This window comes from Georgenia soli (assembly GCF_002563695.1).
Classification (GTDB): domain Bacteria; phylum Actinomycetota; class Actinomycetes; order Actinomycetales; family Actinomycetaceae; genus Georgenia; species Georgenia soli.
The window spans coordinates 2,982,917-3,005,402 of the sequence record NZ_PDJI01000004.1 but is presented as its reverse complement, the minus strand read 5'-3'; the positions used below and the strand labels follow the sequence as shown (position 1 = coordinate 3,005,402).

Below are 22,486 nucleotides of genomic sequence, written 5' to 3'. Positions count from 1 at the left end.
CGGGGGTTTTGCCCGATCCGTCCTGACATGAAGAACACTATTGGGGACAAAACGACCCGCGGCGAGCCCAAAGTCCCAGACGGCGGAGGGCGTCAGCGCCTGCCGCCGTGAGGTGCGTCTCAGACGAGCGACCGGGCCCGGTCGTAGAGACGCTGGGCCGCCGCGAGGACGTCCGGCCAGCCGACCGCGGGCGGGACGGCCCGGTTGTGGGCGAGGATCCGGCCCAGCAGGTCGCCGTCCTCGGCGAGCCGCACGAGCGCGTCCGTCAGGGCGGCGTCGGCGGCCGCGTCGTCGAGACCGGCTGACCGGTCCGGAGCGAGCAGCCCGTCCACGCCGTCGACCACGAACTCGGTGATCCCGGTCCCCCGCCCCGCCACCACGGCGAGCCCGCCGGCCCGGGCCTCGAGCGCCGCGATCCCGAACGCCTCCAGCCGGGACGGCGACAGGAAGACGTGGGCGCCGGCGTAGTGCCGGCTCAGCTCTGCGCGCGGGACCGTGCCGTGGAGGGTGACGACGTCGGCGACGCCCCGGCGCCGGGCCTCGGCCCGCGCCGCCGCGGCGGCCGGCCCGTCACCGAAGACGTCCAGCCGGACCCGGGGCGCGCCGCCGGCGCCGGCGCCCAGCCGCTCGGCGGCCGCGGCGACGATGCGCACGAGCGGCACCGCCCGCTTGCGGGGGGCCAGCCGCTGGGTCGCGACCACCCGAAGGGGACCCGACGGCGGGAGGTCGGCGGGCAGGTCGGGCCCGGCCGGCGCCCATCTCGTCAGGTCGAGCCCGTTGGGGACGGCGAGCACCTCCGCCGTCGGCCGGTCCAGGGCGGCGGCGACGCGCTCGGCGGCGACGGCGGAGACCGCGGAGACGGCCGCGGGCGCGTCGTCCCACCCGGTGGCCCGGGCGCCGACGCGCAGCGCGGGGACGATGCCGTCGAGCATGCAGTGCCAGGTGATCCCCAGCGGCAGGCCGAGCCGGCGGGCGGCGGTGGCGCCGGCGAACGCGAACGGCGAGACGACGCCGGCGTGGACGTGCACGACGTCGGGCCGCAGCTGCCGCAGGGCACGCGGCAGGAGCACGTCCTCGAGCGGGTGGAACGGCGCGCCGAGCGTCGCTCGGCTGGCGAAGCGGTGCACCCGCACGCCGTCGACGACGGAGCTGCCGCGTCGTCCGCCGCCCGGCAGGGCGGGGTCCGCCGTCGCCGTCAGGACGTGGACGTCCTCCCCGGCCGCGGCCTGGCGGGCGGCGAGGTCCCGCACCTGGGTCTCGATGCCGCCCACGCGGGGCGGGAAGCAGTCCGAGACGTGGACGACCCGCAGGCCGCTCACTCCCACTCGATGGTGCCCGGCGGCTTGGAGGTGACGTCGAGGACCACCCGGTTGACCTCCGGCACCGTGTTGGTGATGCGGTTGGAGATCGTCGCGAGCACGTCGTAGGGCAGGCGGGACCAGTCCGCCGTCATCGCGTCCTCGGAGGAGACCGGCCGGAGCACGATCGGGTGGCCGTAGGTGCGCCCGTCGCCCTGGACGCCCACGGACCGCACGTCCGCGAGCAGCACCACCGGGCACTGCCAGATGTCGCGGTCGAGGCCGGCCCTCGTCAGCTCCTCGCGGGCCACCGCGTCGGCCGCGCGGAGGATCTCCAGCCGGTCGGCCGTCACCTCGCCGATGATGCGGATGCCCAGGCCGGGGCCCGGGAAGGGCTGGCGCCACACGATGGACTCGGGCACCCCGAGCTCGAGGCCGACCGCGCGGACCTCGTCCTTGAACAGGGTGCGCAGCGGCTCGATGAGCTCGAACTGCAGGTCGTCGGGCAGGCCACCGACGTTGTGGTGGCTCTTGATGTTCGCGGTGCCCTCGCCGCCGCCGGACTCCACGACGTCCGGGTAGAGGGTGCCCTGCACGAGGTACTTCACCTCGCCCTCGTGCTCGCCGGCCTCGGCGACGATCTCGCGGGCCGCCTTCTCGAAGGCGCGGATGAACTCGCGGCCGATGATCTTGCGCTTGGTCTCGGGGTCGGTGACGCCGCGGAGCGCGTCGAGGAAGGTCTGGGAGGCGTCGACGACCTTGAGGTTCACGCCGGTGGCGGCGACGAAGTCCTGCTCCACCTGCTCGGCCTCGCCGGCGCGCAGCAGGCCGTGGTCGACGAAGACGCAGGTGAGCTGGTCGCCCACGGCCTTCTGCACGAGGGCGGCCGCGACGGAGGAGTCCACGCCGCCCGAGAGGCCGCAGATGACGCGGTCGGAGCCGACGGTCGCGCGGATCGCCTCGACCTGCTCGGCGATGACGTTGCCGGGGGTCCACTCGGGGGCCAGCCCGGCGCCGTCGTAGAGGAAGCGCTCGAGGGCCTCCTGGCCGAGCACGGAGTGCTTGACCTCCGGGTGCCACTGCATGCCGTAGAGGCGGCGGCGGCGGTCCTCGAAGGCCGCGACCGGGGAGCCGTCGGAGGTGGCGAGGACGTCGAACCCGTCGGGGGCCTCCTGGACGGAGTCACCGTGGCTCATCCACACGGTCTGCTGGGTGGGCGAGCCGGCGAGCAGCTCGCCGTTGCCCTCCACCTTCACGACCGTGCCGCCGTACTCGCGCGTGCCGGTCCTCGCGACCTTCCCGCCGAGCGCCCGGGCCATCGACTGGAACCCGTAGCAGATGCCGAGCACGGGGACGCCGGCGTCGAAGAGCTCCGGGTCGGTGACGGGCGCGCCCTCCTCGTACACCGAGGACGGTCCGCCGGAGAGGATGATCGCCGCGGGGTCCTTGGCGAGGATGTCGTCCACCGGCGTGGTGTGCGGGACGATCTCCGAGTAGACGTTCGCCTCGCGCACGCGGCGGGCGATGAGCTGGGCGTACTGGGCCCCGTAGTCCACCACGAGCACCGGGCGCGGCGCGGCCGGAGAGGTCTCCCCCGGCTCGGTCACGGGGGCGGTGTCGGTGGGCGCCGGGCTGGGCTGCTCTGGGGTGCTCACGCCCGCCAGGATAGACGCCGTGCGCATCAGCGCGTGCGGGCGGCCAGCCGCTGGAGGACCGCGGGCAGGTCCGCGTCGAACCAGCGCTGCGCGCGCCGCTCCATGACGAACGAGAGCACCGGGACCACGCCGCCGGCGATGAGGACGACCACCCGGCCGAAGCCCCAGCGCATCGTGGACCACAGGTTGAAGACGGTGACCGCGTAGATCACGTAGATCCACCCGTGGACGATCGCGATCCAGGTGCCCAGCACGGGCTGCCCGCCGTTGAACCCGTACTTGAGGATCATCTCCAGGCAGAGCAGGAGCAGCATCCCGCCGGTGACGAACGCCATCACCTTGTAGTTGCGGAACGCGTTGCGGGCCTTCCGCTCACGCTCGACGACGGCGGGCGCGGCAGGGGTCGTGCGGTCGGTGCTCATGGGGTCCTCTCGGGTGGTTGTGCCGTCCCAGTCTCTCAGGTGCCGCGGCCGGTCGTGCGGCCGGGTAATTCGGTCGCTGGGTGTGGGTGCGGACGCGTAACCTGCACCTTCGTGCTCGACGTCCCCCGGGGTCATCCCGGACACCCGCCGCTGACCCGCCCCGTCGCCCTCCTGGGGTGGCTGGCGCGGCGCGAGGCCAAGGTCCTCGCGTTCGCCGTGGCGCTCGGCGTCGTGGAGTCCGTCTCCCTGGCGGCCGTGCCCTACCTGCTCGGCGTCGCCCTCGACGCGGGCCTGGCCGAGGGGCTCTCCCCCGGCCTGCTGCGCGCCTGCGCGCTGCTGCTGCTCGTCGGCCTGGTCGGGGCAGGCGCCTCCGCGCTGGGCCACGTGGGCGAGATCGGCGCGTGGCTGCACGGCGCGTTCCGCACCTCCCGACTGGTCGGCCACCACGTCACCCGCACGGGCGACGCGATCTCCGACGAGCTGCCCACCGGCGAGGTCGTCTCGACCGTCGCGTCGGACGCCTTCCACATCGGCAACATGATGGAGGTCTTCCCGCGGTTCGTCGGCTCCGTGGTGGCCTACGTGGTGGTCGCCGTCGTCGTGCTGCAGCAGTCCGTGCCGCTGGGTCTCGCGATCCTCGTGGGCCTGCCGCTGACCACGACCGTCCTCGCCGTCATGGTCCGCCCGCTCCACACCCGTCAGGCCGCGCACCGCGAGGCGTCCGGGCGGCTGACGACGCTCGGCTCGGACACGGTCTCCGGGCTGCGGGTGCTGCGCGGCATCGGCGGCGAGGACGTCTTCGCCGCCCGCTACGCCGAGCAGTCCCAGCGCGTCCGGGCCGCCGGCGTCGGCGTCGCGAGCACCTCGGCGATCCTCCAGGCGCTCCAGGTGCTGCTGCCCGGGCTCTTCGTCGCCGGCGTCGTCTGGTTCGGCGCCCACCTGGCCCTGCGCGGGCAGATCAGCGCCGGCCAGCTCGTCGCCTTCTACGGCTACACCGCGTTCCTGGCCGAGCCGCTGCGCAACGCCACGCAGTTCGTCCAGATGTTCACCCGGGCGCGCGTGGGGGCGCGCAAGGTCGTCGCCGTCCTCAAGGTGCAGCCGGCCGCCGGCAGCATCGCCGAGTCCGAGGCCGCCGACGCCGCGGTGGACGACGCCGGGGACGAAGGCGCGGTCGCCCCGCCCTCCCCCGCCCGGCCCGCCGGCGACCTGGTCGACCTCAGCTCCGGCGTCCGCATCCGCCCGGGCCGGACGACGGCGATCGTCTCGGCGCGCCCCGACGACTCCGCCGCCCTGGCGAGTCGCCTCGGCCGACTGGACGACGCCGCGGGCGCCGTCACGCTCGACGGCACCCCGCTCACCGACCTGCCGCTCGCCGAGGTCCGCCGGCGCGTCGTCGTCGCCGGCGCGACGCCCCAGCTGTTCACCGGGCGGCTGCGCGAGGAGCTCGACGTGCGCGACCGCGGCGACGAGGCGGCCCTGTACCGCGCCCTCGAGGTCGCGGACGCCCACGACGTCCTCACCTCGATGCCCGAGGGCCTCGACGGCGAGATCACCGAGAAGGGCCGGTCCCTCTCCGGCGGCCAGCGCCAGCGCGTCGCGCTCGCCCGCGCCCTGCTCACCGAGGCGGAGACCCTCGTCCTGGTGGAGCCGACGAGCGCCGTCGACGCCCACACGGAGGCCCGGATCGCCGCCCGCCTCGCGGAGAGCCGGGCGGGGCGCACCACCGTCGTCGTGACCGCCTCGCCCCTCGTGCTGGAGCACGCCGACGAGGTCGTCCTCCTCGACGGCGGCCGGGAGCGCGCCCGCGGCACGCACCGGGAGCTGCTGGCCAGGGCCGTCGCCGGCGACCCCGACGCCGCGGCCTACCGCGGCGTCGTGACCCGGCAGGCCGCCGCCGACGAGCCCGCCGCCGAGAAGGAGGAGGTGCGCTGATGCTGCTCCCCGTGGCCGACGCCCGGACCGTCCGCCGGCAGGCCGGAGCCCTGCTGCGCCGCTACCGCGCCCGGCTCACCCGCGTGGTGGCGGTCCAGGCCCTCGCCGCCGTCGCCGCGCTCGCCCTGCCCTGGCTGCTGGGCGACCTGGTCGACGCCGTCGCGACGGGCACCACGGCCGGCTACATCAACCGCACCGGCCTCGTGCTCGTGGCGGTCGTGCTCGCGCAGACCCTCCTGATCCGCTACGCGCACCGTGACGCGATGGTCCTGGGCGAGGAGATCTTCGCCCGCCTGCGCGAGGACTTCCTCTCCACCGTCACGCACCTGCCGCTCTCGACGGTCGAGCGGGCGGGCACCGGGGACCTGCTCGGGCGGACGACCAACGACGTCGACCGCGTCCAGTGGATGCTCCGGTTCGGCGTGCCGCGCGTGCTCGTGACGGGCGCGACCATCCTCCTCACGATCGTCGCCGCCTTCCTCGCCTCGCCGGTGGTCGCGCTCGCGCTGCTGGTGGGGGTGCCGATCATCGTCGTCTCGGTCCGCCGCTACCTGCGCGTCGCGACCCCGGCCTACCTGCGCAACTCCGAGGCCTACGCCCGGCTGAACGGGGTGCTCACCGAGTCGGTGGAGCACGCCGCCACGGTCGACGCCCTCGACCTGGGCCGGCGCCGCCGCGCCCGCACCGACCGCGCGGTGGCCGAGGCGTGGGACACCGAGGTCGTCACCCTCCGCATGCGGGTGAGCCTGTTCTTCTGGCTCGGGATCTCCTTCACGCTGCCGGTGGCCACCGCGCTGGTCTGGGGCGCCTGGCTGGTCCAGCACGGGGCGGCCTCGCTCGGCGCGGTCACGACCATCGCGCTGTACGCGATGCAGGTGCGCCCGTTCGTCTCCGAGCTGCTCTTCTGGGTCGACGAGCTGCAGGTGGCCCTGGCGAGCCTGTCCCGGATCTTCGGTGTCGGCCTGGTGGAGCCGGACCGCACCCCCAGCGGCGAGCGGCCGGGCGACGAGCACGTCGAGGCGCGGAAGGTGCGCTACGCGTACCGCACCGGCCAGGACGTGCTGCACGGCGTCGACCTCGACCTGGTGCCCGGGGAGCGGCTCGCCGTCGTCGGCCCCTCCGGCGCCGGCAAGTCCACGCTGGGACGCATGCTCGCGGGCATCCACCCGCCCACGGGCGGGACGGTGACCGTGGGCGAGGTGCCGCTGGTGGACCTGCCCGAGGAGGAGCTGCGCTCCCACGTGGCGCTGGTGACGCAGGAGCACCACGTGTTCGTCGGGACGCTGGCGGACAACCTCCGCCTGGCCCGGGCCGACGCCTCCGAGGAGGACATGCACGAGGCGCTGGCCGCCGTCGACGCCCTGGACTGGGTGGGGCGGCTGGAGCACGGGCTCGGGACGGAGGTGGGCTCCGGCGGGCTGGAGCTCACCCCCGCGCAGGCCCAGCAGATCGCCCTCGCCCGCCTGGTCCTGCTGGACCCGCACACCCTCGTCCTCGACGAGGCGACGTCGCTGCTCGACCCGCGGGCGGCCCGGCACCTGGAGCGCTCGCTCTCGGCGGTGCTCTCGGGCCGCACCGTGGTGGCGATCGCGCACCGGCTGCACACCGCCCACGACGCCGACCGGGTCGCCGTCGTCGAGGACGGCCGCATCGTCGAGCTCGGGCCCCACGAGGAGCTGGTCGCGTCCGGCGGCGAGTACGCCGCCCTGTGGCGGTCCTGGCAGCAGGACTGAGGGGTCAGGAGCGCGCGGACCGGGCGAGCGCCTCGACCCGGCCGCGGTCCAGGTCCGGCCGGCCGCCGAGCTCGTCCACCGCGAGCGCGGCCGCGGCCGACGCCCACCACGCCGCGGTGGCCCGGTCGTGTCCGTCCAGCAGGGCGGCGACCAGCCCGACGACGAAGGCGTCCCCGCCGCCCGTGGGGTCCGTCGGCCGCTCGCCGAGCAGGGGCATCACCACGTTGCCGCCCTCCCAGACGACGACGTTGGCGTCGCCGACCGCGAGGGCCACCACCGACGGCCCGGCGGCGAGCACCTCCGCGGCGGCGTCGACCGCGGCGGGCACGTCCTCGACGGGGCGCCCCGCGAGCGTGCGGACCTCCGACGCGTCCGCCCTGGCCACGTCGGCGGCCGCGAGCAGCTCTGCCCTCGCCGCCGGGTCCGCCGTCGCGCCGTCGAGCAGGACGAGCGCCCCCGCGCCGGCGGCGGCCCGGGCGGCCGCCAGAGCCGGGCGAGCGGGTTGCTGCAGGTCCACCAGGACAGCCCGGGCGGAGCGCAGCACCGGCTCGGCAGCCCGCACGTCCGCCTCGGTGAGCAGCACCTCCTCCGGCACGTGCTCCAGGAGGCGGTGGCGTCCGCCGGGCTCGACGACGTCGACCACCAGGGCCGTCGGCACGCCACGGCGGCGCGCGGTCCCCGTGACGTCGATGCCGTCCCGGCGGGCCTGCTGGAGCACCGCGGTGCCGGCGTCGTCGTCCCCCACCACGCCCGCCACAGCCGCGGTCAGCCCCAGCTGCCGGCACCCCACGGCCTGGTTCGCGGCGCCGCCCAGCTGCTCGCGGCGCGTCGTCACGGGGGCCGACCCGCCGGCGTCGGGCAGCGCGTCGACGGCCACGACCAGGTCACGGGTGACCAGCCCCACGACCGCGACGTCCAGCATGCGTCCCCCTTCGGTGTCCCGGGCGTCTCCGTGCCCGCGTGCCGTGCCGTGCCAGCGTGCCGCGGGCGTCGCCGGGCCGCGAGTGCAGCGGATCTCAGACCAGGCCGGCGTCCTCGCGGCGGTTGCGGACGTCGTCGCGGAGCATCCGCACCCACAGGGCGAGCGCGAAGCCGCCAAAGATGACCCACTCGACGGCGTAGGCGAGGTTCTGGATGTTCAGGCCCGTGTCCTCGGCCGCGCCGGGCGGGGGCGCGTGGTGGAGCCCGGTGGGCGAGACCTCGGACCGGCCCTCGGGCGTCGTCGTGAACTCCACGACGTAGCCGCTCCAGGTGGGCCCGCCCCAGAGGTTGGCGAGCTCGGCGGAGCTGACCGCGCCGACCATCCCGGGGGGCAGGTCGCTCCCCCGGCCGGCCTCCGAGTCCTTGAGGTACCCCGTGACGGTGACCTCGCCCTCGGGCACGGCGAGCGCAGCGGCGACCGCGGCGTCGGCGGGTCCGGCGACGGGGTCGGTGGTGAGGTCCTCCGGGGGCAGCCAGCCGCGCAGCACCGGCATCATCGCGCCGGCGTCGGGCCCCTGGGTGACCCATAGGGCGGTGACCACGAGCACGGCGTCCTGGCCGTCCACGACCCGTCCGGGGACGTAGATCTGCTGGTCGGCCCGGTAGGTCCCGGTGACCTCGACGGGGACCCCGAGGTGCTCGGCGCGGAAGGACGTCTGCGGGGCGAGGACGTCCGCCACCGGGACGACGTCGCGGGCGAGGACCTCGGCGTGCGCGGCCTCCGCCTTCTCGGCGCCGCGCAGGCTCGCGCGGTCGAGCTGCCAGGCGCCCAGCCGCACGCACACGACGGCGGCGGCGAGCAGGAGCACGAAGAGGCCGATCATGCGCGGGGTGAGGGCGGCCCGCCAGTAGTCGCGGGCGGTGCCGTCGGCGTGCGGTCCGGGCGCCTGCTCCGGTCCGCGGTCGGCGGCCTGCCCGGCGGCGTCCTCCGGGTCGGCCTCGCGGCGGGTCGGCGCGACGTCGGCCGGGTCCGGCTCGACGGCGGGGCGTAGGTCCACGGTCCCAGGTTACGTGCCGGGCCCCGTGCCCGGCCCCTGTGCCCTTGGGCACAGGAGCCGGCCCTGTCGCCGCCACCGGGCACCTGCCCACGCGAGAAACGGGCAGATGGAGGAGACTGGGGCCCGTTGGAATGCAGGCCTCGACCCGGCCCTTCCCACGTGCTCCGGGCCGCATCGGCCCGAGGCACCCGGGAGTGCCTGTCGGTGACGATGAGACTGAGGAGATCCGCATGACCACCACGTCCGCAGCGACCACGGCCTGGCGCACCCGCGCCGACGCCACCTCGCAGCAGCTCGACGACGCCACCCTGGAGCTGGTGGACGCGTGGTGGCGCGCCGCCAACTACCTGTCCGTCGGGCAGATCTACCTTCTCGACAACCCGCTGCTGCGCCGGCCGCTGAGCCGGGACGACGTCAAGCCACGCCTGCTCGGCCACTGGGGCACCACCCCGGGGCTGACGTTCCTCTACGCGCACATGAACCGCGCCATCGCCGAGCGCGAGCTCTCCGCCATGTACGTCACCGGCCCCGGCCACGGCGGCCCCGGGCTGGTCGCCAGCACCTACCTCGAGGGCACGTACACGGAGACCTACCCGCACATCACGCAGGACGAGGAGGGGCTGCAGCGGCTGTTCAAGCAGTTCTCCTTCCCCGGCGGCATCCCCTCCCACGTCGCCCCGGAGACCCCCGGCTCGATCCACGAGGGCGGCGAGCTGGGCTACGCCCTCTCCCACGCCTACGGCGCGGCGTTCGACAACCCGGACCTCCTCGTCCTGGCGGTCGTCGGCGACGGCGAGGCCGAGACCGGCCCGCTGGCGACCTCGTGGCACTCGAACAAGTTCGTCAACCCCAAGCGGGACGGCGTCGTCCTTCCGGTGCTCCATCTCAACGGCTACAAGATCGCCAACCCCACGGTGCTGGCCCGCATCCCCGAGGAGGAGCTCGCGGACCTCATGCGCGGGTACGGCCACAAGCCGCACTTCTTCACCGGCGGGTTCGACGGCGAGGACCCGGCGGTGTTCCACCGTCGCTTCGCCGAGCTGCTCGACACCGTCCTCGACGAGATCGCCGAGATCAAGACGCGCGCGGAGGAGACGCCCGAGGACGAGCTGGAGCGGCCGCTGTGGCCCATGATCGTCCTCCGGTCCCCGAAGGGCTGGACGGGACCCAAGGAGATCGACGGCAAGCGGACCGAGAACTCCTGGCGCTCCCATCAGGTCCCCCTCGCCAGCGCCCGCGACACCGACGAGCACCTGCACGACCTCGAGACCTGGCTGAAGAGCTACCGCGCCGACGAGCTCTTCGACGAGTCCGGCCGACTGCTGCCCGAGATCGCGTCCGTCGCCCCCACCGGGCACCTGCGCATGAGCGCGAACCCCCACACCAACGGCGGCCTGGTCCTGCGCGACCTGCGCCTGCCGGACTGGCGCGACTTCGCCGTCGACGTCCAGACGCCCGGCGAGCCCATCACCGAGGCCACCCGGGTGCTGGGGAGCTACCTGCGCGAGGTGGTCCGGCTCAACCCGGAGAACTTCCGGATCTTCGGCCCGGACGAGACGGCGTCGAACCGGCTGCAGGACGTCTACGACGTCACGGACAAGCAGTGGAACGCGGAGTACCTGCCGACCGACGTCGACGACCACCTCGCCCGCGCGGGGCGGGTCATGGAGATGCTCAGCGAGCACCAGTGCCAGGGCTGGCTCGAGGGTTACCTCCTCACCGGCCGGCACGGGCTGATGAGCTCCTACGAGGCGTTCATCCACATCGTCGACTCGATGTTCAACCAGCACGCGAAGTGGCTGAAGGTCACCGACGACATCGCGTGGCGCCAGCCGATCGCGTCGCTGAACTACCTGCTCTCCTCGCACGTCTGGCGCCAGGACCACAACGGCTTCTCCCACCAGGACCCGGGCTTCATCGACCACGTGGTCAACAAGAAGGCCGACATCATCCGCGTGTACCTGCCGCCGGACACGAACACGCTGCTGTCGACCTGGGACCACGTGCTGCGCACGAAGCAGTACGTCAACGTCGTGGTCGCCGGCAAGCAGCCCGCGCCCGACTTCCTGAACGTCGACGAGGCGATCAAGCACTGCGCCCGCGGCCTGGGGATCTGGGACTGGGCCGGCACGGAGGTCGAGGGCGAGGAGCCCGACGTCGTCCTCGCCTGCGCCGGCGACGTCCCGACGCTGGAGGCGCTGGCCGCCGCGGACCTCCTGCGCAAGAACGTGCCCGACCTGAAGGTGCGCTTCGTCAACGTCGTGGACCTCATGCGCCTGCAGGACGAGAAGGAGCACCCGCACGGCCTCTCCGACCGCAGCTTCGACACCATCTTCACGACGGACAAGCCGATCATCTTCGCCTACCACGGCTATCCGTGGCTGATCCACCGCCTCACCTACCGCCGCAACGGCCACGGCAACCTCCACGTGCGCGGGTTCAAGGAGGAGGGCACCACCACCACGCCGTTCGACATGGTCATGCGCAACGACCTCGACCGGTACCACCTGGTGATGGACGTCATCGACCGCGTGCCCGGGCTCGGCCAGCGGTACGGCCGGCTCAAGCAGAAGATGATCGACGCCCGCCTGGAAGCCCGGATGTACGCCTACGAGCACGGCACGGACATCCCCGTCGTGGCGGACTGGGTGTGGCCCGACGTCGGCGAGACCGCCACGGAGCAGGGTGGCCCCAGCGCCACCCTCACCACCGGCGGCGACAACGAGTAACGGCCACCACCGGCGGCCCCGGCACAGGGGGCACCACGCCCCCTGTGCCGGGGCCGCCGGGTACGGTCACCCCGGGTGACCGGAGCGTCCGGGTGACCGGGCGCCGCACGGATGCCGGCTGGGGCCGGCCAACGGAAAGAGAGGGACCCGCGCGTGGCGCGCAGCATCTACATCGCCTCCGCCGAGGGGCACACCGGGAAGTCCGCCGTCGGACTGGGCCTCGTCGACCTGTTCGCCCGGCGGGTGGAGAAGGTCGGGATCTTCCGGCCCGTCACCCGCAGCCGCAGCGAGCGGGACACCGTCGTCGAGCTCCTGCTGGGCCAGGGCGGCGTCGACGTCGGCTACGAGGACGCCATCGGGGTCACGTACGAGGAGGTGCACTCCGACAACGAGGCGGCGCTGAGCCGGATCGTCGAGGCGTACCGCCGGGTCGAGCAGGACAACGAGGTCGTCATCGTCGTCGGCTCCGACTACACCGACGTCGCGACCCCCGCCGAGCTCGCCTTCAACGCCCGGGTGGCCGCGAACCTCGGCGCACCGGTGCTGCTCGTGGTCTCCGCCCTCGGGCGCACGCCCGACGAGGTCGCCCAGGTCGCCGAGCTCGCCATCGCCGAGATCGGGCAGGAGCACGCCACCACGGTCGGGGTGCTCGCCAACCGGTGCGACCCCGACCAGCTCGGCGCCGTGCGCGAGCGGCTCGCGGAGGACGGGCTGCCGGCCTGGGCACTGCCCGAGGTGCCGCTGCTCTCCGCGCCCGTGGTGCGGGACCTCATGACCGCGCTCGACGGCCAGCTCCTCATGGGCGACGAGGCCCTCCTCGACCGCGAGGCCGAGCACATGCTCGTCTCCGGCATGAACACCGAGCACATCCTCGAGCGGCTGCGCGAGGGGCAGCTGTGCGTGGCGGCCAGCGACCGCCCCGAGGTGCTCATCACTCTCGTGGCCGCGCACGCCTCGGACAGCTTCCCCTCCCTCGCCGGCATCGTGCTCAACGGCGGCTACCGCCCCTCCGACCAGGTGGTGCGGATGGTCGAGGGCCTCGGCCAGCGCCTGCCGGTGATCACCACCCAGCACGACACCTACGAGTCGGCCTCCATCGTGGCGCGCACGCGCGGGCAGTTCTCCCGCGGCACCCAGCGCAAGCGCGACATCGCCCTGGGCCTGTTCGAGCAGCACGTCGCGCCCGAGCAGATCATGCACCTCCTCGACGTCCCGCCCTCCGACGTCGTCACCCCGCTGATGTTCGAGTCCCGGCTGCTCGAGCGCGCCCGGTCCGCCCGCAAGCACATCGTCCTGCCCGAGGGTGACGACGACCGGATCCTGCGGGCCGCCTCCACCCTCCTCTCGCGGAAGGTGGCGGACCTGACGCTCCTGGGCGACGAGCCGCGGGTGCGCGCCCGCGCGGCCGAGCTGGGGCTGAACCTCGAGGAGGCCAGGGTCGTCGACCCGGCCACCTCGGACCTGCTCGAGCCGTTCGCCCAGGAGTACGCGCAGCTGCGCGCCCACAAGGGCATGACGGTGGAGCGCGCCCGGGAGATCGTCCGCGACGTCTCCTACTTCGGCACGATGATGGTGCACACCGCCGCGGCCGACGGGATGGTCTCGGGCGCCCGGCACACCACCGCCCACACGATCCGGCCCTCCTTCGAGATCATCCGCACGCGGCCGGGCACGTCGATCGTCTCCTCGGTCTTCCTCATGTGCCTGGCCGACCGGGTGCTCGTCTACGGCGACTGCGCGGTCAACCCGGACCCGACGGCGGAGCAGCTCGCCGACATCGCGATCTCCTCGGCGGAGACGGCCGTGCAGTTCGGGATCGAGCCGCGGGTGGCCATGCTGTCCTACTCCACCGGCCAGTCCGGCTCCGGGGCCGAGGTCGACAAGGTCCGGACCGCCACGGCGCTGGTGCGCGAGCGGCGCCCGGACCTCTTCGTCGAGGGGCCGATCCAGTACGACGCCGCCGTGGACGCCTCGGTGGCCGCGACGAAGCTCCCGGGCTCCGACGTCGCCGGCCGCGCCACGGTGTTCGTCTTCCCGGACCTCAACACGGGCAACAACACCTACAAGGCCGTCCAGCGCTCCGCCGGCGCGGTCGCGATCGGGCCGGTCCTGCAGGGCCTGAACAAGCCGGTGAACGACCTCTCCCGCGGCGCGCTGGTCCAGGACATCGTCAACACCGTCGCCATCACGGCCGTCCAGGCCGAGGCCGACACCGAGACGGCCGAGGCCGCCGTCGTCGCCAACACCGAGGGGAACCGCGCATGAGCTCCACCGTCCTGGTCATCAACTCGGGGTCGTCCTCGATCAAGTACCAGCTGATCGACCCGGCGTCGGGCGAGTCCCTCGCCTCCGGGCTCGTCGAGCGCATCGGGGAGCCCGAGGGACGCGTGGAGCACCGCACCGGCGGTCGGACCACCGAGCAGCGGAACCCGGTCCCGGACCACGCCGAGGGCCTGCGGACGGTCCTGAACCTCTTCGACGAGGTCGGGCCGGCGCTGGCCGACGCCGGCGTCGTGGCGGTCGGGCACCGCGTGGTCCAGGGCGGGCGGTACTACGACAGCGCGGTGCTCATCGACGACGAGGTGGTCGACGTCATCGACCGCCTCGCACCGCTCGCGCCGCTGCACAACCCGCCGAACCTCACCGGCATCCGGGTGGCGCGCGAGCTGCTGCCGGACGTGCCGCACGTCGCCGTCTTCGACACCGCGTTCTTCCGCAACCTGCCGGAGGCCGCGGCGACCTACGCGCTCGACCGCGAGGTGGCCGAGCGGTACAACGTGCGCCGCTACGGCGCCCACGGGACCTCCCACCAGTACGTCGCCCTGAAGGCCGCGGCGATGGTCGGCCGCCCCTCGGCGGAGCTGCGCCAGGTGGTGCTGCACCTGGGCAACGGGGCCTCCGCGTCCGCCGTCTACGGGGGCCGTGCCGTCGACACCTCCATGGGCCTGACGCCGCTGGAGGGCCTGGTCATGGGCACCCGGACGGGTGACATCGACCCCGCGGTGGTCTTCCACCTCGCCCGCAACGCCGGCATGAGCATCGACGACATCGACGACCTGCTCAACAAGCGCTCCGGCCTGAAGGGCCTGACCGGGTACAACGACATGCGCGAGGTGCACCGGCTCGCGGACGGGGGCGATGCCGAGGCCATCCTGGCCGTCGAGGTCTACGCGCACCGGCTGCGCAAGTACATCGGTTCCTACGCCGCCGTCATGGGCGGGATCGACGTGCTGAGCTTCACCGCCGGCGTCGGCGAGAACGACGCGCTCGTCCGGGCCGACGCGGTGGCCGGGCTGGAGTTCCTCGGCATCGAGATCGACCCGGAGCGCAACGTCGCCCCCTCGCGCGAGGCGCGGTACATCTCTCCCGACGGCGCACGGGTGGCCGTGCTCGTCGTGCCCACCAACGAGGAGCTCGCCATCGCCCGTCAGGCGGTCGCCCTCCTCTGACCCCAGCAGCCACGCGCGAGTCGTCAAGTTCTCCGCGAGTCGTCACAACCTCCGCGAGAAGTCATCACCTCACCGAGCGGTCAAGTTCTCCCCGAGAAGTCACGAGCTCACGAGACATGACGCGCTCGCTGAGAGGTCGGCTCCTCCAGCGGCGCGCCTCGGCCCGCAGCAACGGAACGGCGCCCCTCTCCCACGGAGAGGGGCGCCGTCGTCGTCAGGAGGCCACGTCCCGGGGGTCGGCACAAGAGTGCTGTCCCGCCGGCCGGGTCACGAACACCTCCACCCACGGAGTACTTGACGACTCAGGGAGAACTTGACGACTCACGGAGAACTTGACGACTCGGGGAGAAGTTGACGACTCGCGGGTGTGTGGGGAGGGGTGGGTCAGGCCTGCTTCGGCGCGGTCATGGAGCGCACGTCCAGGGCGGCGTCGAGCTGCTCCGGGGTGACCTCCCCGCGCTCGACGTAGCCGAGGTCCTCCACCGCCGCACGCACCGTGATGCCCCTGGCCACCGAGTGCTTGGCGATCTTCGCGGCCGCCTCGTAGCCGATGACCCGGTTCAGCGGGGTGACGATCGACGGGGAGGACTCGGCGAGCTCGAGGCACCGCTCCTCGTTCGCGATCAGTCCGTCGACCGTCTTCTCGGCCAGCACGCGCGAGACGTTGCCGACCAGCGTGATGGACTCGAGCAGGTTGCGGGCCATGACCGGGAGCATGACGAGCAGGTCGAAGTTGCCCTGCGCGCCGGCGAACGCGATGGCCGCGTCGTTGCCGATGACCTGTGCGGCCACCATGACGGTCGCCTCGGGCACCACCGGGTTGACCTTGCCCGGCATGATCGACGAGCCCGGCTGGAGGTCCGGCAGCTGCAGCTCGCCGATACCGGCGCGCGGTCCGGAGCCCATCCAGCGCAGGTCGTTGGCGATCTTCGTCAGCGACACCGCGACGGTGCGCAGCGCGCCCGAGGTCTCCACGAGGGAGTCCTGCGCCGCCTGGGCCTCGAAGTGGTTGCGGGCCTCGACCAGGGGCAGGCCGGTGTGCTCGGCGATCAGCTCGATCACCCGCTGCGAGAAACCGGCCGGGGTGTTGATCCCCGTCCCGACGGCGGTCCCGCCCAGCGGCAGCTCCGCCAGGCGCGGCAGGGTCGCGTTGACGCGGTCGATCCCGTAACGGATCTGGGTGGCGTACCCGGAGAACTCCTGGCCGAGGGTGATCGGGGTCGCGTCCATCAGGTGCGTGCGCCCGGCCTTGACGACGTCCTTCCACTCCTCGGCCTTGCGCTCGAGGGACGTCGCGAGCACCTCCAGGCCGGGGATCAGCTCCTCGACGACCGCCTGCGTGGCGGCGATGTGGATCGAGGACGGGAAGACGTCGTTGGACGACTGCGAGGCGTTGACGTGGTCGTTCGGGTGGACCGGACGCCCGAGCCGCGCGGAGGCGAGGTTGGCGACCACCTCGTTGGTGTTCATGTTCGAGGAGGTGCCCGAGCCGGTCTGGAAGACGTCGACGGGGAAGTGCGCGTCGTGCCGGCCGGTGATGACCTCCTCCGCGGCGCCCACGATGGCGTCGGCGACGTCCTGCTCCAGCACGCCCAGCTCCGCGTTGGCGATGGCGGCGGCACGCTTGACCTGACCGAGCGCGGAGATGTGGTGGGACGAGAGCCCGCGGCCCGAGATCGGGAAGTTCTCGACGGCACGCTGCGTCTGGGCCGAGTAGAGGGCGTCGCGCGGGACCCGCACCTCTCCCATCGTGTCGTGCTCGATGCGGAAGTCCTCCGCGGTGCCGGGCTGCTGCTGGCTCACTGCTGCTCCATGCCTCTCGTTCGCGTCGGCCGACGCGACCGCGCGCCGGCTCGTGGTCATCCTCTCGCACGCCGGCGGCCTGGTCCCAACCCCGGCCCCGGGCGCGTGGTCGGTCAGGCGCTCCCCGGCCTGACCGCTCAGGCGTCGAGGTCCTTGGACAGCAGCTCCACGAGCTCGTCCAGGACGCGCTCCGCGCCCTCCCCCTCGGCGGTGAGGAGCACCTCGTCACCGTGGCCCGCACCGAGGGTCATCACGCCGAGGATGCTCGCCGCGTCGACGGGCTCCGCACCCTCCTTGGCGATGGTGACGGGCACCCCGCTGGCGGCGACGGCCTTGACGAAGACGGCGGCGGGACGGGCGTGGAGGCCGACCTTGGAGGCGACGACGGCGCTGCGCTGGGCCATGGTGTTCCTTCCGTGCAGGACGGTGCGGCACCTGCGCCGCACCTCGTTCCCCGACAGTATCGAGGCATCCGCACGGGTCCGAAATCGCCTTGCCGGAACCGCCGCGCCGGACCGGTGCGGCGCGGCGGGACTCGCGCGTCCCAGATCGTGGGACGTGGACGGGTCCAGCGCGCACCACCGCCCGAGCGATGCGTACCGTTGCCCATTGCTTGCCGACGGCGTCTGCCGGTTCGGCAGCGCCCTCACCGACCTGCAGCCGAGGTCGGTCCACGAAAGCTCGGTGAAGGGCAGAACCGTGTCGGACGACGATCCCACGGCGGAATTTCTCCACAGTCTTGTCAACGAACGCCCGGACGACCCGAGACTGGTGTGCTCCGCCAGCCGCCGGGACCGATGGGGCCGCGGGGTCGCTCAGTGCTCGTTCGAGCCGGGTCACGAGAACGATCATCGCGACGTCCACGCCGGACGCACCTGGACGTAGCGGGGCGGGCGGCTCAGGCCGCCCGCCGCGCGAGTCCCAGCGTCCGGACGGCCCGCGCCCGGGCCGCCGCCGTCAGAACGGCGGGCCGCCGCCGTCAGAACGGGTTGTAGGGCGGGCCGCCGCCGTCAGAACGGCGGGCCGCCGCCGTCAGAACGGGTTGTAGGGCGAGACGACGACCTCCACGCGCTGGAACTCCTTGACGTCGGAGTAGCCGGTGGTGGCCATGGTGCGCCGCAGCGCGCCGATGAGGTTGACGGTCCCGTCCGCGGAGCTCGACGGGCCGTGGAGGATCTCGGCCAGGGTCCCGACGGTGCCGACGTGCACCCGCTCGCCGCGGGGCAGCTCGGGGTGGTGCGCCTCCGAGCCCCAGTGCCAGCCCTGGCCGGGGGCCTCGGAGGCGCGGGCGAGCGCGGCGCCCAGCATGACGGCGTCGGCCCCGCAGGCCACGGCCTTGACCAGGTCGCCCGAACGGCCCACCCCGCCGTCGGCGATGACGTGGACGTACCGGCCGCCGGACTCGTCGAGGTAGTCGCGCCGGGCCGCGGCGACGTCCGCGACGGCGGAGGCCATCGGGGCGTGGATGCCGAGCGAGCGCCGGGTGGTGTGGGCGGCGCCGCCGCCGAACCCGACGAGCACGCCGGCCGCGCCGGTCCGCATCAGGTGCAGGGCGGCGGTGTAGGTGGCCGCGCCGCCGACGATCACGGGCACGTCGAGCTCGTAGATGAACCGCTTGAGGTTGAGCGGCTCGGCGCGCGAGGAGACGTGCTCCGCCGAGACGGTGGTGCCGCGGATGACGAACAGGTCCACGCCCGCCTCGACGACCGTGCGCCAGTGCTCCTGCGTGCGCTGCGGGCTCAGGCTGCCGGCGACCGTCACGCCGGAGTCGCGGATCTCGCGCAGCCGCTGGGTGATGAGCTCGGGCTTGACCGGCTCGGCATAGATCTCCTGCATGCGGCGGGTGGCGTCCCCGTCCGCCAGGCCGACGATCTCCTCGAGCACCGGGTCGGGGTCCTCGTAGCGCGTCCACAGGCCCTCGAGGTCCAGCACGCCGATGCCGCCGAGCCGGCCCAGCTCGATCGCCGTCGCCGGGCTCATGACCGAGTCCATCGGGGCGGCCAGCACGGGGAGGTCGACGTGGTACGCGTCGATCTGCCAGCTCACCGAGACGTCCTCGGGGTCACGGGTGCGGCGGGACGGGACGACGGCGACGTCGTCGAAGCTGTAGGCGCGGCGGGCGCGCTTCCCTCGGCCGATCTCGATCTCGTTGGTCACCGTTGCAGGCTACCGGCAGCGGCCGGGCGGACGCTGGCGCACCCCAGGACCGGGGGGTGGATGTGGTGGGCCCCACCCCTCAGAGCTCGGGCACCCAGACCCGCCCGCCGTGCTCGCGCCTCATCGTGACCTCCTGCCCGGGGTCCCACTCCTGCGCCCAGCCGAGCTCGGACAGGACGTGGTCCAGGAGGTTCGCGGTCATCCCCCACACGAGCCCGTCGGGCAGGAGGAAGCCGGCGGTCCGCCTCCCGAAGATGTTCACGCTCCTGCGCGTGGCCGGGTCGACGAGCGTGCCCACCGAGACGCGGATCGTGTGCAGCACCTCGCCGGGCTCGACGTGCGTGGCCTCGTCCGCACGGTCCGTCCAGCCCAGCACCGGGGTGACGACGAACCGGGTGACGGGCACCATGACGGGCGCGAGCTCGCCGAGGACGTCCACGTGCGCCGGGTCCAGGCCGATCTCCTCGTGCGTCTCGCGCAGCGCCGCGTCGACAGCGTTCTCCCCCGGCTCCAGCCGTCCGCCGGGCAGGGCGATCTCACCGGGGTGGTTGCGCAGCTCGCGGGAGCGCTGGACGAGGAAGAGGTCAGGCTCCGCGCCACGGTCGGGCGGGGCGAAGAGCAGGAGCACCGCCGCAGGGCGGAACTCGCGCGCCACGTCGGCGTCGTAGGCGTTGACACCCCGCAGGGGCGTCACCGAGCCGGCGGCCGTACGCGCGCCCAGCTCGAGCAGCGAGGCCCGGCGCACCTCCCACGGGTCCTGCGTGCGTCCCACGTGCTTCCCTCCCTGCGGCGTGCCCTGAGGCATTCGACCACACGACGACGGGGCCTGGCTCCCTGCGTGGGTCGCCGGGGCCTGGAGCCCGGTCACCGGAGGACTCAGCCGGCCGGCTCGGGCGACCCAGGCAGGCCCGACCACGCGGCCAGGTCCTCGGCGATGTGGGCGGCGCCTGGCAGAGTGCTGCGCAGCCAGGGAGGTTTCATGAGCAGCTGGGCCGACGGTCCGTTCCTCGGGTTCGACACCGAGACCACCGGGGTGGACGTGACCTCGGACCGCATCGTCACGGCCGCCCTGGTGCGCCGCGACGCCGGGGCCACGACGGTCCGGACGTGGCTCGTCGACCCGGGGGTGGACATCCCGGCGGGCGTGACGGCGATCCACGGCATCACCACCGAGCACGCCCGCGCGCACGGCCGGGGCCCGGCCGAGGCGCTGGAGGAGATCGCCGCCGAGATCGCGACGGCGCAGGCGGCGGGGGTCCCTCTCGTCGCCTACAACGCGGGCTTCGACCTCGCGCTCCTCGAGCACGAGCTCGCCCGGCACGGCCTGGCGGGCCTCGAGGAGCGTCTGCCCGGCGGGGTGCGCCTGGTGCTCGACCCCCTCGTGCTCGACCGGCACGTGGACGGGCCACGGAAGGGCCCGCGCAAGCTGGTCGACCTGTGCGAGCTCTACGAGGTGCCGACCGGCGACCTGCACACCGCGGAGGTCGACGTCGTCGCGACCCTGGACCTGCTCGCCCGGATGGCCGCGCGCCACCCGCAGCTCACCGCCGCCACGCCCGCGCAGCTGCACGCCACCCAGGTCCGCGCGCAGGAGGACTGGGCGCGCTCGTACAACCGGTGGCGGGCCCGGCGGGGACTGCCCTGGCCGGGCGCCGACCACGGGTGGCCGCTGCCGGCGCGGCCCGGCCCGGCCACGCGCCTGGCTCGGCGCGTGTCCTGGCACGTCAACCGGGTGCTCGGGCTCCCGCGCCGGCTCGCCCGGCGGCGCCGTCAGCGCGAGGAGTAGTTGGGCGCCTCGACGGTCATCTGGATGTCGTGCGGGTGGGACTCCTTCAGGCCCGCGGGCGTGATCCGCACGAACTTCCCGCGCTCCTTCAGCTCGGGGATCGTGCGGGCGCCGACGTAGAACATCGACTGGTGCAGCCCGCCCGTGAGCTGGTACGCGACGGCGGAGAGCCGGCCCCGGTACGGGACCTGGCCCTCGATCCCCTCGGGGACGATCTTGTCGTCCGTGTCGACGTCGGCCTGGAAGTACCGGTCCTTGGAGTAGGAGATCCGGCCGCGTGAGGCCATGGCGCCGATGGAGCCCATGCCGCGGTACTGCTTGTACTGCTTGCCGTTGACGAAGACCAGCTGCCCGGGCGACTCCTCGCACCCCGCGAGCAGCGAGCCGAGCATGACGGAGTCCGCCCCGGCCACGAGCGCCTTCGCGATGTCGCCGGAGTACTGCAGGCCGCCGTCGGCGATCAGGGGCACGCCGGCCGGCCGGCACGCCTGCGCGGCGAGGTGCACCGCGGTCACCTGCGGCACGCCCACGCCGGCCACGACGCGGGTGGTGCAGATCGAGCCCGGACCGACGCCGACCTTCACGGCGTCGACACCGGCGTCGACGAGCGCCTGGGCGCCCTCGCGGGTGGCGACGTTGCCGCCGATGATCTGCACGCCCGAGAAGGCCTTGTCCTTCTTCATCCGGGTGATCATGTCCAGCAGCAGGCGGGCCTCGCCGTTCGCGGTGTCCGCCACGAGGACGTCGGCACCGGCCTCGGCCAGGGCGGTCGCCCGCTCCCAGGCGTCGCCCCAGTACCCGATGGCGGCACCGACCATCAGCCGGCCCTCGGCGTCCTTGGTGGCGTTCGGGTGCTGCTCGGACTTGACGAAGTCCTTGACCGTGATGAGGCCGCAGAGCTTGCCGGCGTCGTCCACGAGCGGCAGCTTCTCGATCTTGTGCTTGGCGAGCAGCGCCGCCGCGTCCTCGGAGCTGATGCCCACGGGGCCGGTGACCAGCGGCATGGGCGTCATGGCCTCACGCACCCGCCGGGTGCCGAACTCCGAGCCCGGGATGAACCGCAGGTCGCGGTTGGTGATGATGCCGAGGAGCACCCCGGCGTCGTCGACGACCGGCAGGCCGGAGACGCGGTACTGCCCGCACAGGGCGTCGAGCTCGGCGAGGCTGGCCTCCGGGCCGATCGTCACCGGGTCGGTGACCATGCCGGACTCCGAGCGCTTGACCACGGTGACCTGGTGGGCCTGGTCCTCGATGGAGAGGTTGCGGTGCAGGATGCCGATGCCGCCCTCGCGTGCCATCGCGATCGCCATGCGCGCCTCGGTGACGGTGTCCATGGCCGCGGAGATCAGCGGCATTCTCATCGAGATCTCGCGGGTCAGCCGCGCCGTGGTGTCCACCTCGGAGGGGATCACGTCGGTCGCACCCGGGAGCAGCAGGACGTCGTCGTAGGTCAGGCCTACGAGGGAGAAGGGGTCGGCGGTGGGGTGGGGCTCGGTCATCCTGAGATCCTACGTGCGCGCGGCCGGGGTGGGCAGGGGCCTCC

Annotated in this window: 16 protein-coding genes; 6 read left to right on the top strand and 10 right to left on the bottom strand. The window is 73.7% G+C overall.

Features of this window, described 5'->3' with window-relative positions:
• Positions 1-119 precede the first annotated feature (119 nt).
• Genes ATJ97_RS14940 through ATJ97_RS14930 form a run of 3 tightly spaced genes read right to left on the bottom strand, consistent with a single transcriptional unit; the run spans position 120 to position 3,375 of the window.
• Positions 120-1,319 (bottom strand): glycosyltransferase family 4 protein, encoded by a 1,200-nt coding sequence (locus ATJ97_RS14940; RefSeq protein WP_245862568.1) that lies wholly within the window; start codon positions 1,317-1,319, stop codon positions 120-122.
• The gene (gene guaA / locus ATJ97_RS14935) at positions 1,316-2,980 is read right to left on the bottom strand and encodes a glutamine-hydrolyzing GMP synthase (RefSeq protein WP_098484414.1); all 1,665 of its coding nucleotides are present in this window, start codon (positions 2,978-2,980) and stop codon (positions 1,316-1,318) included. The genes ATJ97_RS14940 and guaA overlap by 4 nt, the downstream gene beginning before the upstream one ends.
• Positions 2,980-3,375, bottom strand: coding sequence for a DUF3817 domain-containing protein (locus tag ATJ97_RS14930; RefSeq protein WP_098484413.1), 396 nt, complete (start codon positions 3,373-3,375; stop codon positions 2,980-2,982). The genes guaA and ATJ97_RS14930 overlap by 1 nt, the downstream gene beginning before the upstream one ends.
• A 111-nt stretch (positions 3,376-3,486) precedes the next feature.
• Between ATJ97_RS14930 and ATJ97_RS14925 the strand changes: the two genes are divergently transcribed.
• Together ATJ97_RS14925 and ATJ97_RS14920 are read left to right on the top strand one after the other, a co-directional pair.
• Complete coding sequence (locus tag ATJ97_RS14925; protein WP_098484412.1) at positions 3,487-5,307, top strand: ABC transporter ATP-binding protein; 1,821 nt, start codon at positions 3,487-3,489, stop codon at positions 5,305-5,307.
• A complete protein-coding gene (locus ATJ97_RS14920) occupies positions 5,307-7,040 on the top strand; it encodes an ABC transporter ATP-binding protein (protein ID WP_098484411.1) in 1,734 nt (577 codons plus the stop codon). The genes ATJ97_RS14925 and ATJ97_RS14920 overlap by 1 nt, the downstream gene beginning before the upstream one ends.
• 4 nt (positions 7,041-7,044) lie before the next feature.
• Here the strand turns inward: ATJ97_RS14920 and ATJ97_RS14915 are convergent, their stop codons facing one another.
• Together ATJ97_RS14915 and ATJ97_RS14910 are read right to left on the bottom strand one after the other, a co-directional pair.
• Positions 7,045-7,962: a PfkB family carbohydrate kinase gene (locus tag ATJ97_RS14915; RefSeq protein ID WP_098484410.1), complete on the bottom strand. Its 918-nt coding sequence runs from the start codon at positions 7,960-7,962 to the stop codon at positions 7,045-7,047.
• A gap of 94 nt (positions 7,963-8,056) precedes the next feature.
• Positions 8,057-9,019, bottom strand: a complete 963-nt coding sequence (locus ATJ97_RS14910) for an SURF1 family protein (protein ID WP_098484409.1) — start codon at positions 9,017-9,019, stop codon at positions 8,057-8,059.
• Between the two features lie 230 nt (positions 9,020-9,249).
• Between ATJ97_RS14910 and ATJ97_RS14905 the strand changes: the two genes are divergently transcribed.
• The 3 genes from ATJ97_RS14905 (at position 9,250) to ATJ97_RS14895 (ending at position 15,197) form a co-directional block, all read left to right on the top strand.
• Entirely contained in the window at positions 9,250-11,748 is a 2,499-nt protein-coding gene (locus tag ATJ97_RS14905) for a phosphoketolase family protein (protein WP_098484408.1), read from the top strand.
• Positions 11,749-11,859: 111 nt separating this feature from the next.
• Positions 11,860-14,013 carry a phosphate acetyltransferase gene (gene pta / locus ATJ97_RS14900; RefSeq protein WP_098484407.1) on the top strand — a complete coding sequence of 718 codons (2,154 nt, stop codon included), beginning with the start codon at positions 11,860-11,862 and terminating at the stop codon, positions 14,011-14,013.
• Positions 14,010-15,197: an acetate kinase gene (locus ATJ97_RS14895; protein ID WP_098484406.1), complete on the top strand. Its 1,188-nt coding sequence runs from the start codon at positions 14,010-14,012 to the stop codon at positions 15,195-15,197. The genes pta and ATJ97_RS14895 overlap by 4 nt, the downstream gene beginning before the upstream one ends.
• Positions 15,198-15,581: 384 nt before the next feature.
• Here ATJ97_RS14895 and ATJ97_RS14890 read toward each other — a convergent pair whose 3' ends face one another.
• The 4 genes from ATJ97_RS14890 to ATJ97_RS14875 form a co-directional block, all read right to left on the bottom strand.
• Complete coding sequence (locus tag ATJ97_RS14890) at positions 15,582-17,000, bottom strand: class II fumarate hydratase (protein ID WP_281254962.1); 1,419 nt, start codon at positions 16,998-17,000, stop codon at positions 15,582-15,584.
• Between the two features lie 137 nt (positions 17,001-17,137).
• Complete coding sequence (locus tag ATJ97_RS14885; protein WP_098484404.1) at positions 17,138-17,404, bottom strand: HPr family phosphocarrier protein; 267 nt, start codon at positions 17,402-17,404, stop codon at positions 17,138-17,140.
• Between the two features lie 628 nt (positions 17,405-18,032).
• Positions 18,033-19,157, bottom strand: coding sequence for a GuaB3 family IMP dehydrogenase-related protein (locus ATJ97_RS14880; RefSeq protein ID WP_098484403.1), 1,125 nt, complete (start codon positions 19,155-19,157; stop codon positions 18,033-18,035).
• A 79-nt stretch (positions 19,158-19,236) separates the two neighbouring features.
• Complete coding sequence (locus tag ATJ97_RS14875; RefSeq protein WP_170037491.1) at positions 19,237-19,929, bottom strand: NUDIX hydrolase; 693 nt, start codon at positions 19,927-19,929, stop codon at positions 19,237-19,239.
• Between the two features lie 207 nt (positions 19,930-20,136).
• On the opposite strand from ATJ97_RS14875, the gene ATJ97_RS14870 reads away from it, so the two are divergent.
• A complete protein-coding gene (locus ATJ97_RS14870; protein WP_098484401.1) occupies positions 20,137-20,943 on the top strand; it encodes an exonuclease domain-containing protein in 807 nt (268 codons plus the stop codon).
• Here the strand turns inward: ATJ97_RS14870 and guaB are convergent.
• Positions 20,928-22,442 carry an IMP dehydrogenase gene (gene guaB, locus ATJ97_RS14865; RefSeq protein ID WP_098484400.1) on the bottom strand — a complete coding sequence of 505 codons (1,515 nt, stop codon included), beginning with the start codon at positions 22,440-22,442 and terminating at the stop codon, positions 20,928-20,930. The genes ATJ97_RS14870 and guaB overlap by 16 nt on opposite strands.
• Between the last annotated feature and the right edge of the window lie 44 nt (positions 22,443-22,486).

What these genes read in the sequence shown, in the direction of transcription:
- guaB (WP_098484400.1), bottom strand. Translation starts at nt 22,442, where the DNA reads ATGACCGAGCCCCACCCCACCGCCGACCCCTTCTCCCTCGTAGGCCTG.
- guaA (WP_098484414.1), bottom strand. Translation starts at nt 2,980, where the DNA reads ATGCGCACGGCGTCTATCCTGGCGGGCGTGAGCACCCCAGAGCAGCCC.
- ATJ97_RS14885 (WP_098484404.1), bottom strand. Translation starts at nt 17,404, where the DNA reads ATGGCCCAGCGCAGCGCCGTCGTCGCCTCCAAGGTCGGCCTCCACGCC.
- pta (WP_098484407.1), top strand. Translation starts at nt 11,860, where the DNA reads ATGCCGGCTGGGGCCGGCCAACGGAAAGAGAGGGACCCGCGCGTGGCG.
- ATJ97_RS14895 (WP_098484406.1), top strand. Translation starts at nt 14,010, where the DNA reads ATGAGCTCCACCGTCCTGGTCATCAACTCGGGGTCGTCCTCGATCAAG.
- ATJ97_RS14915 (WP_098484410.1), bottom strand. Translation starts at nt 7,962, where the DNA reads ATGCTGGACGTCGCGGTCGTGGGGCTGGTCACCCGTGACCTGGTCGTG.
- ATJ97_RS14930 (WP_098484413.1), bottom strand. Translation starts at nt 3,375, where the DNA reads ATGAGCACCGACCGCACGACCCCTGCCGCGCCCGCCGTCGTCGAGCGT.
- ATJ97_RS14870 (WP_098484401.1), top strand. Translation starts at nt 20,137, where the DNA reads ATGAGCAGCTGGGCCGACGGTCCGTTCCTCGGGTTCGACACCGAGACC.
- ATJ97_RS14920 (WP_098484411.1), top strand. Translation starts at nt 5,307, where the DNA reads ATGCTGCTCCCCGTGGCCGACGCCCGGACCGTCCGCCGGCAGGCCGGA.
- ATJ97_RS14905 (WP_098484408.1), top strand. Translation starts at nt 9,250, where the DNA reads ATGACCACCACGTCCGCAGCGACCACGGCCTGGCGCACCCGCGCCGAC.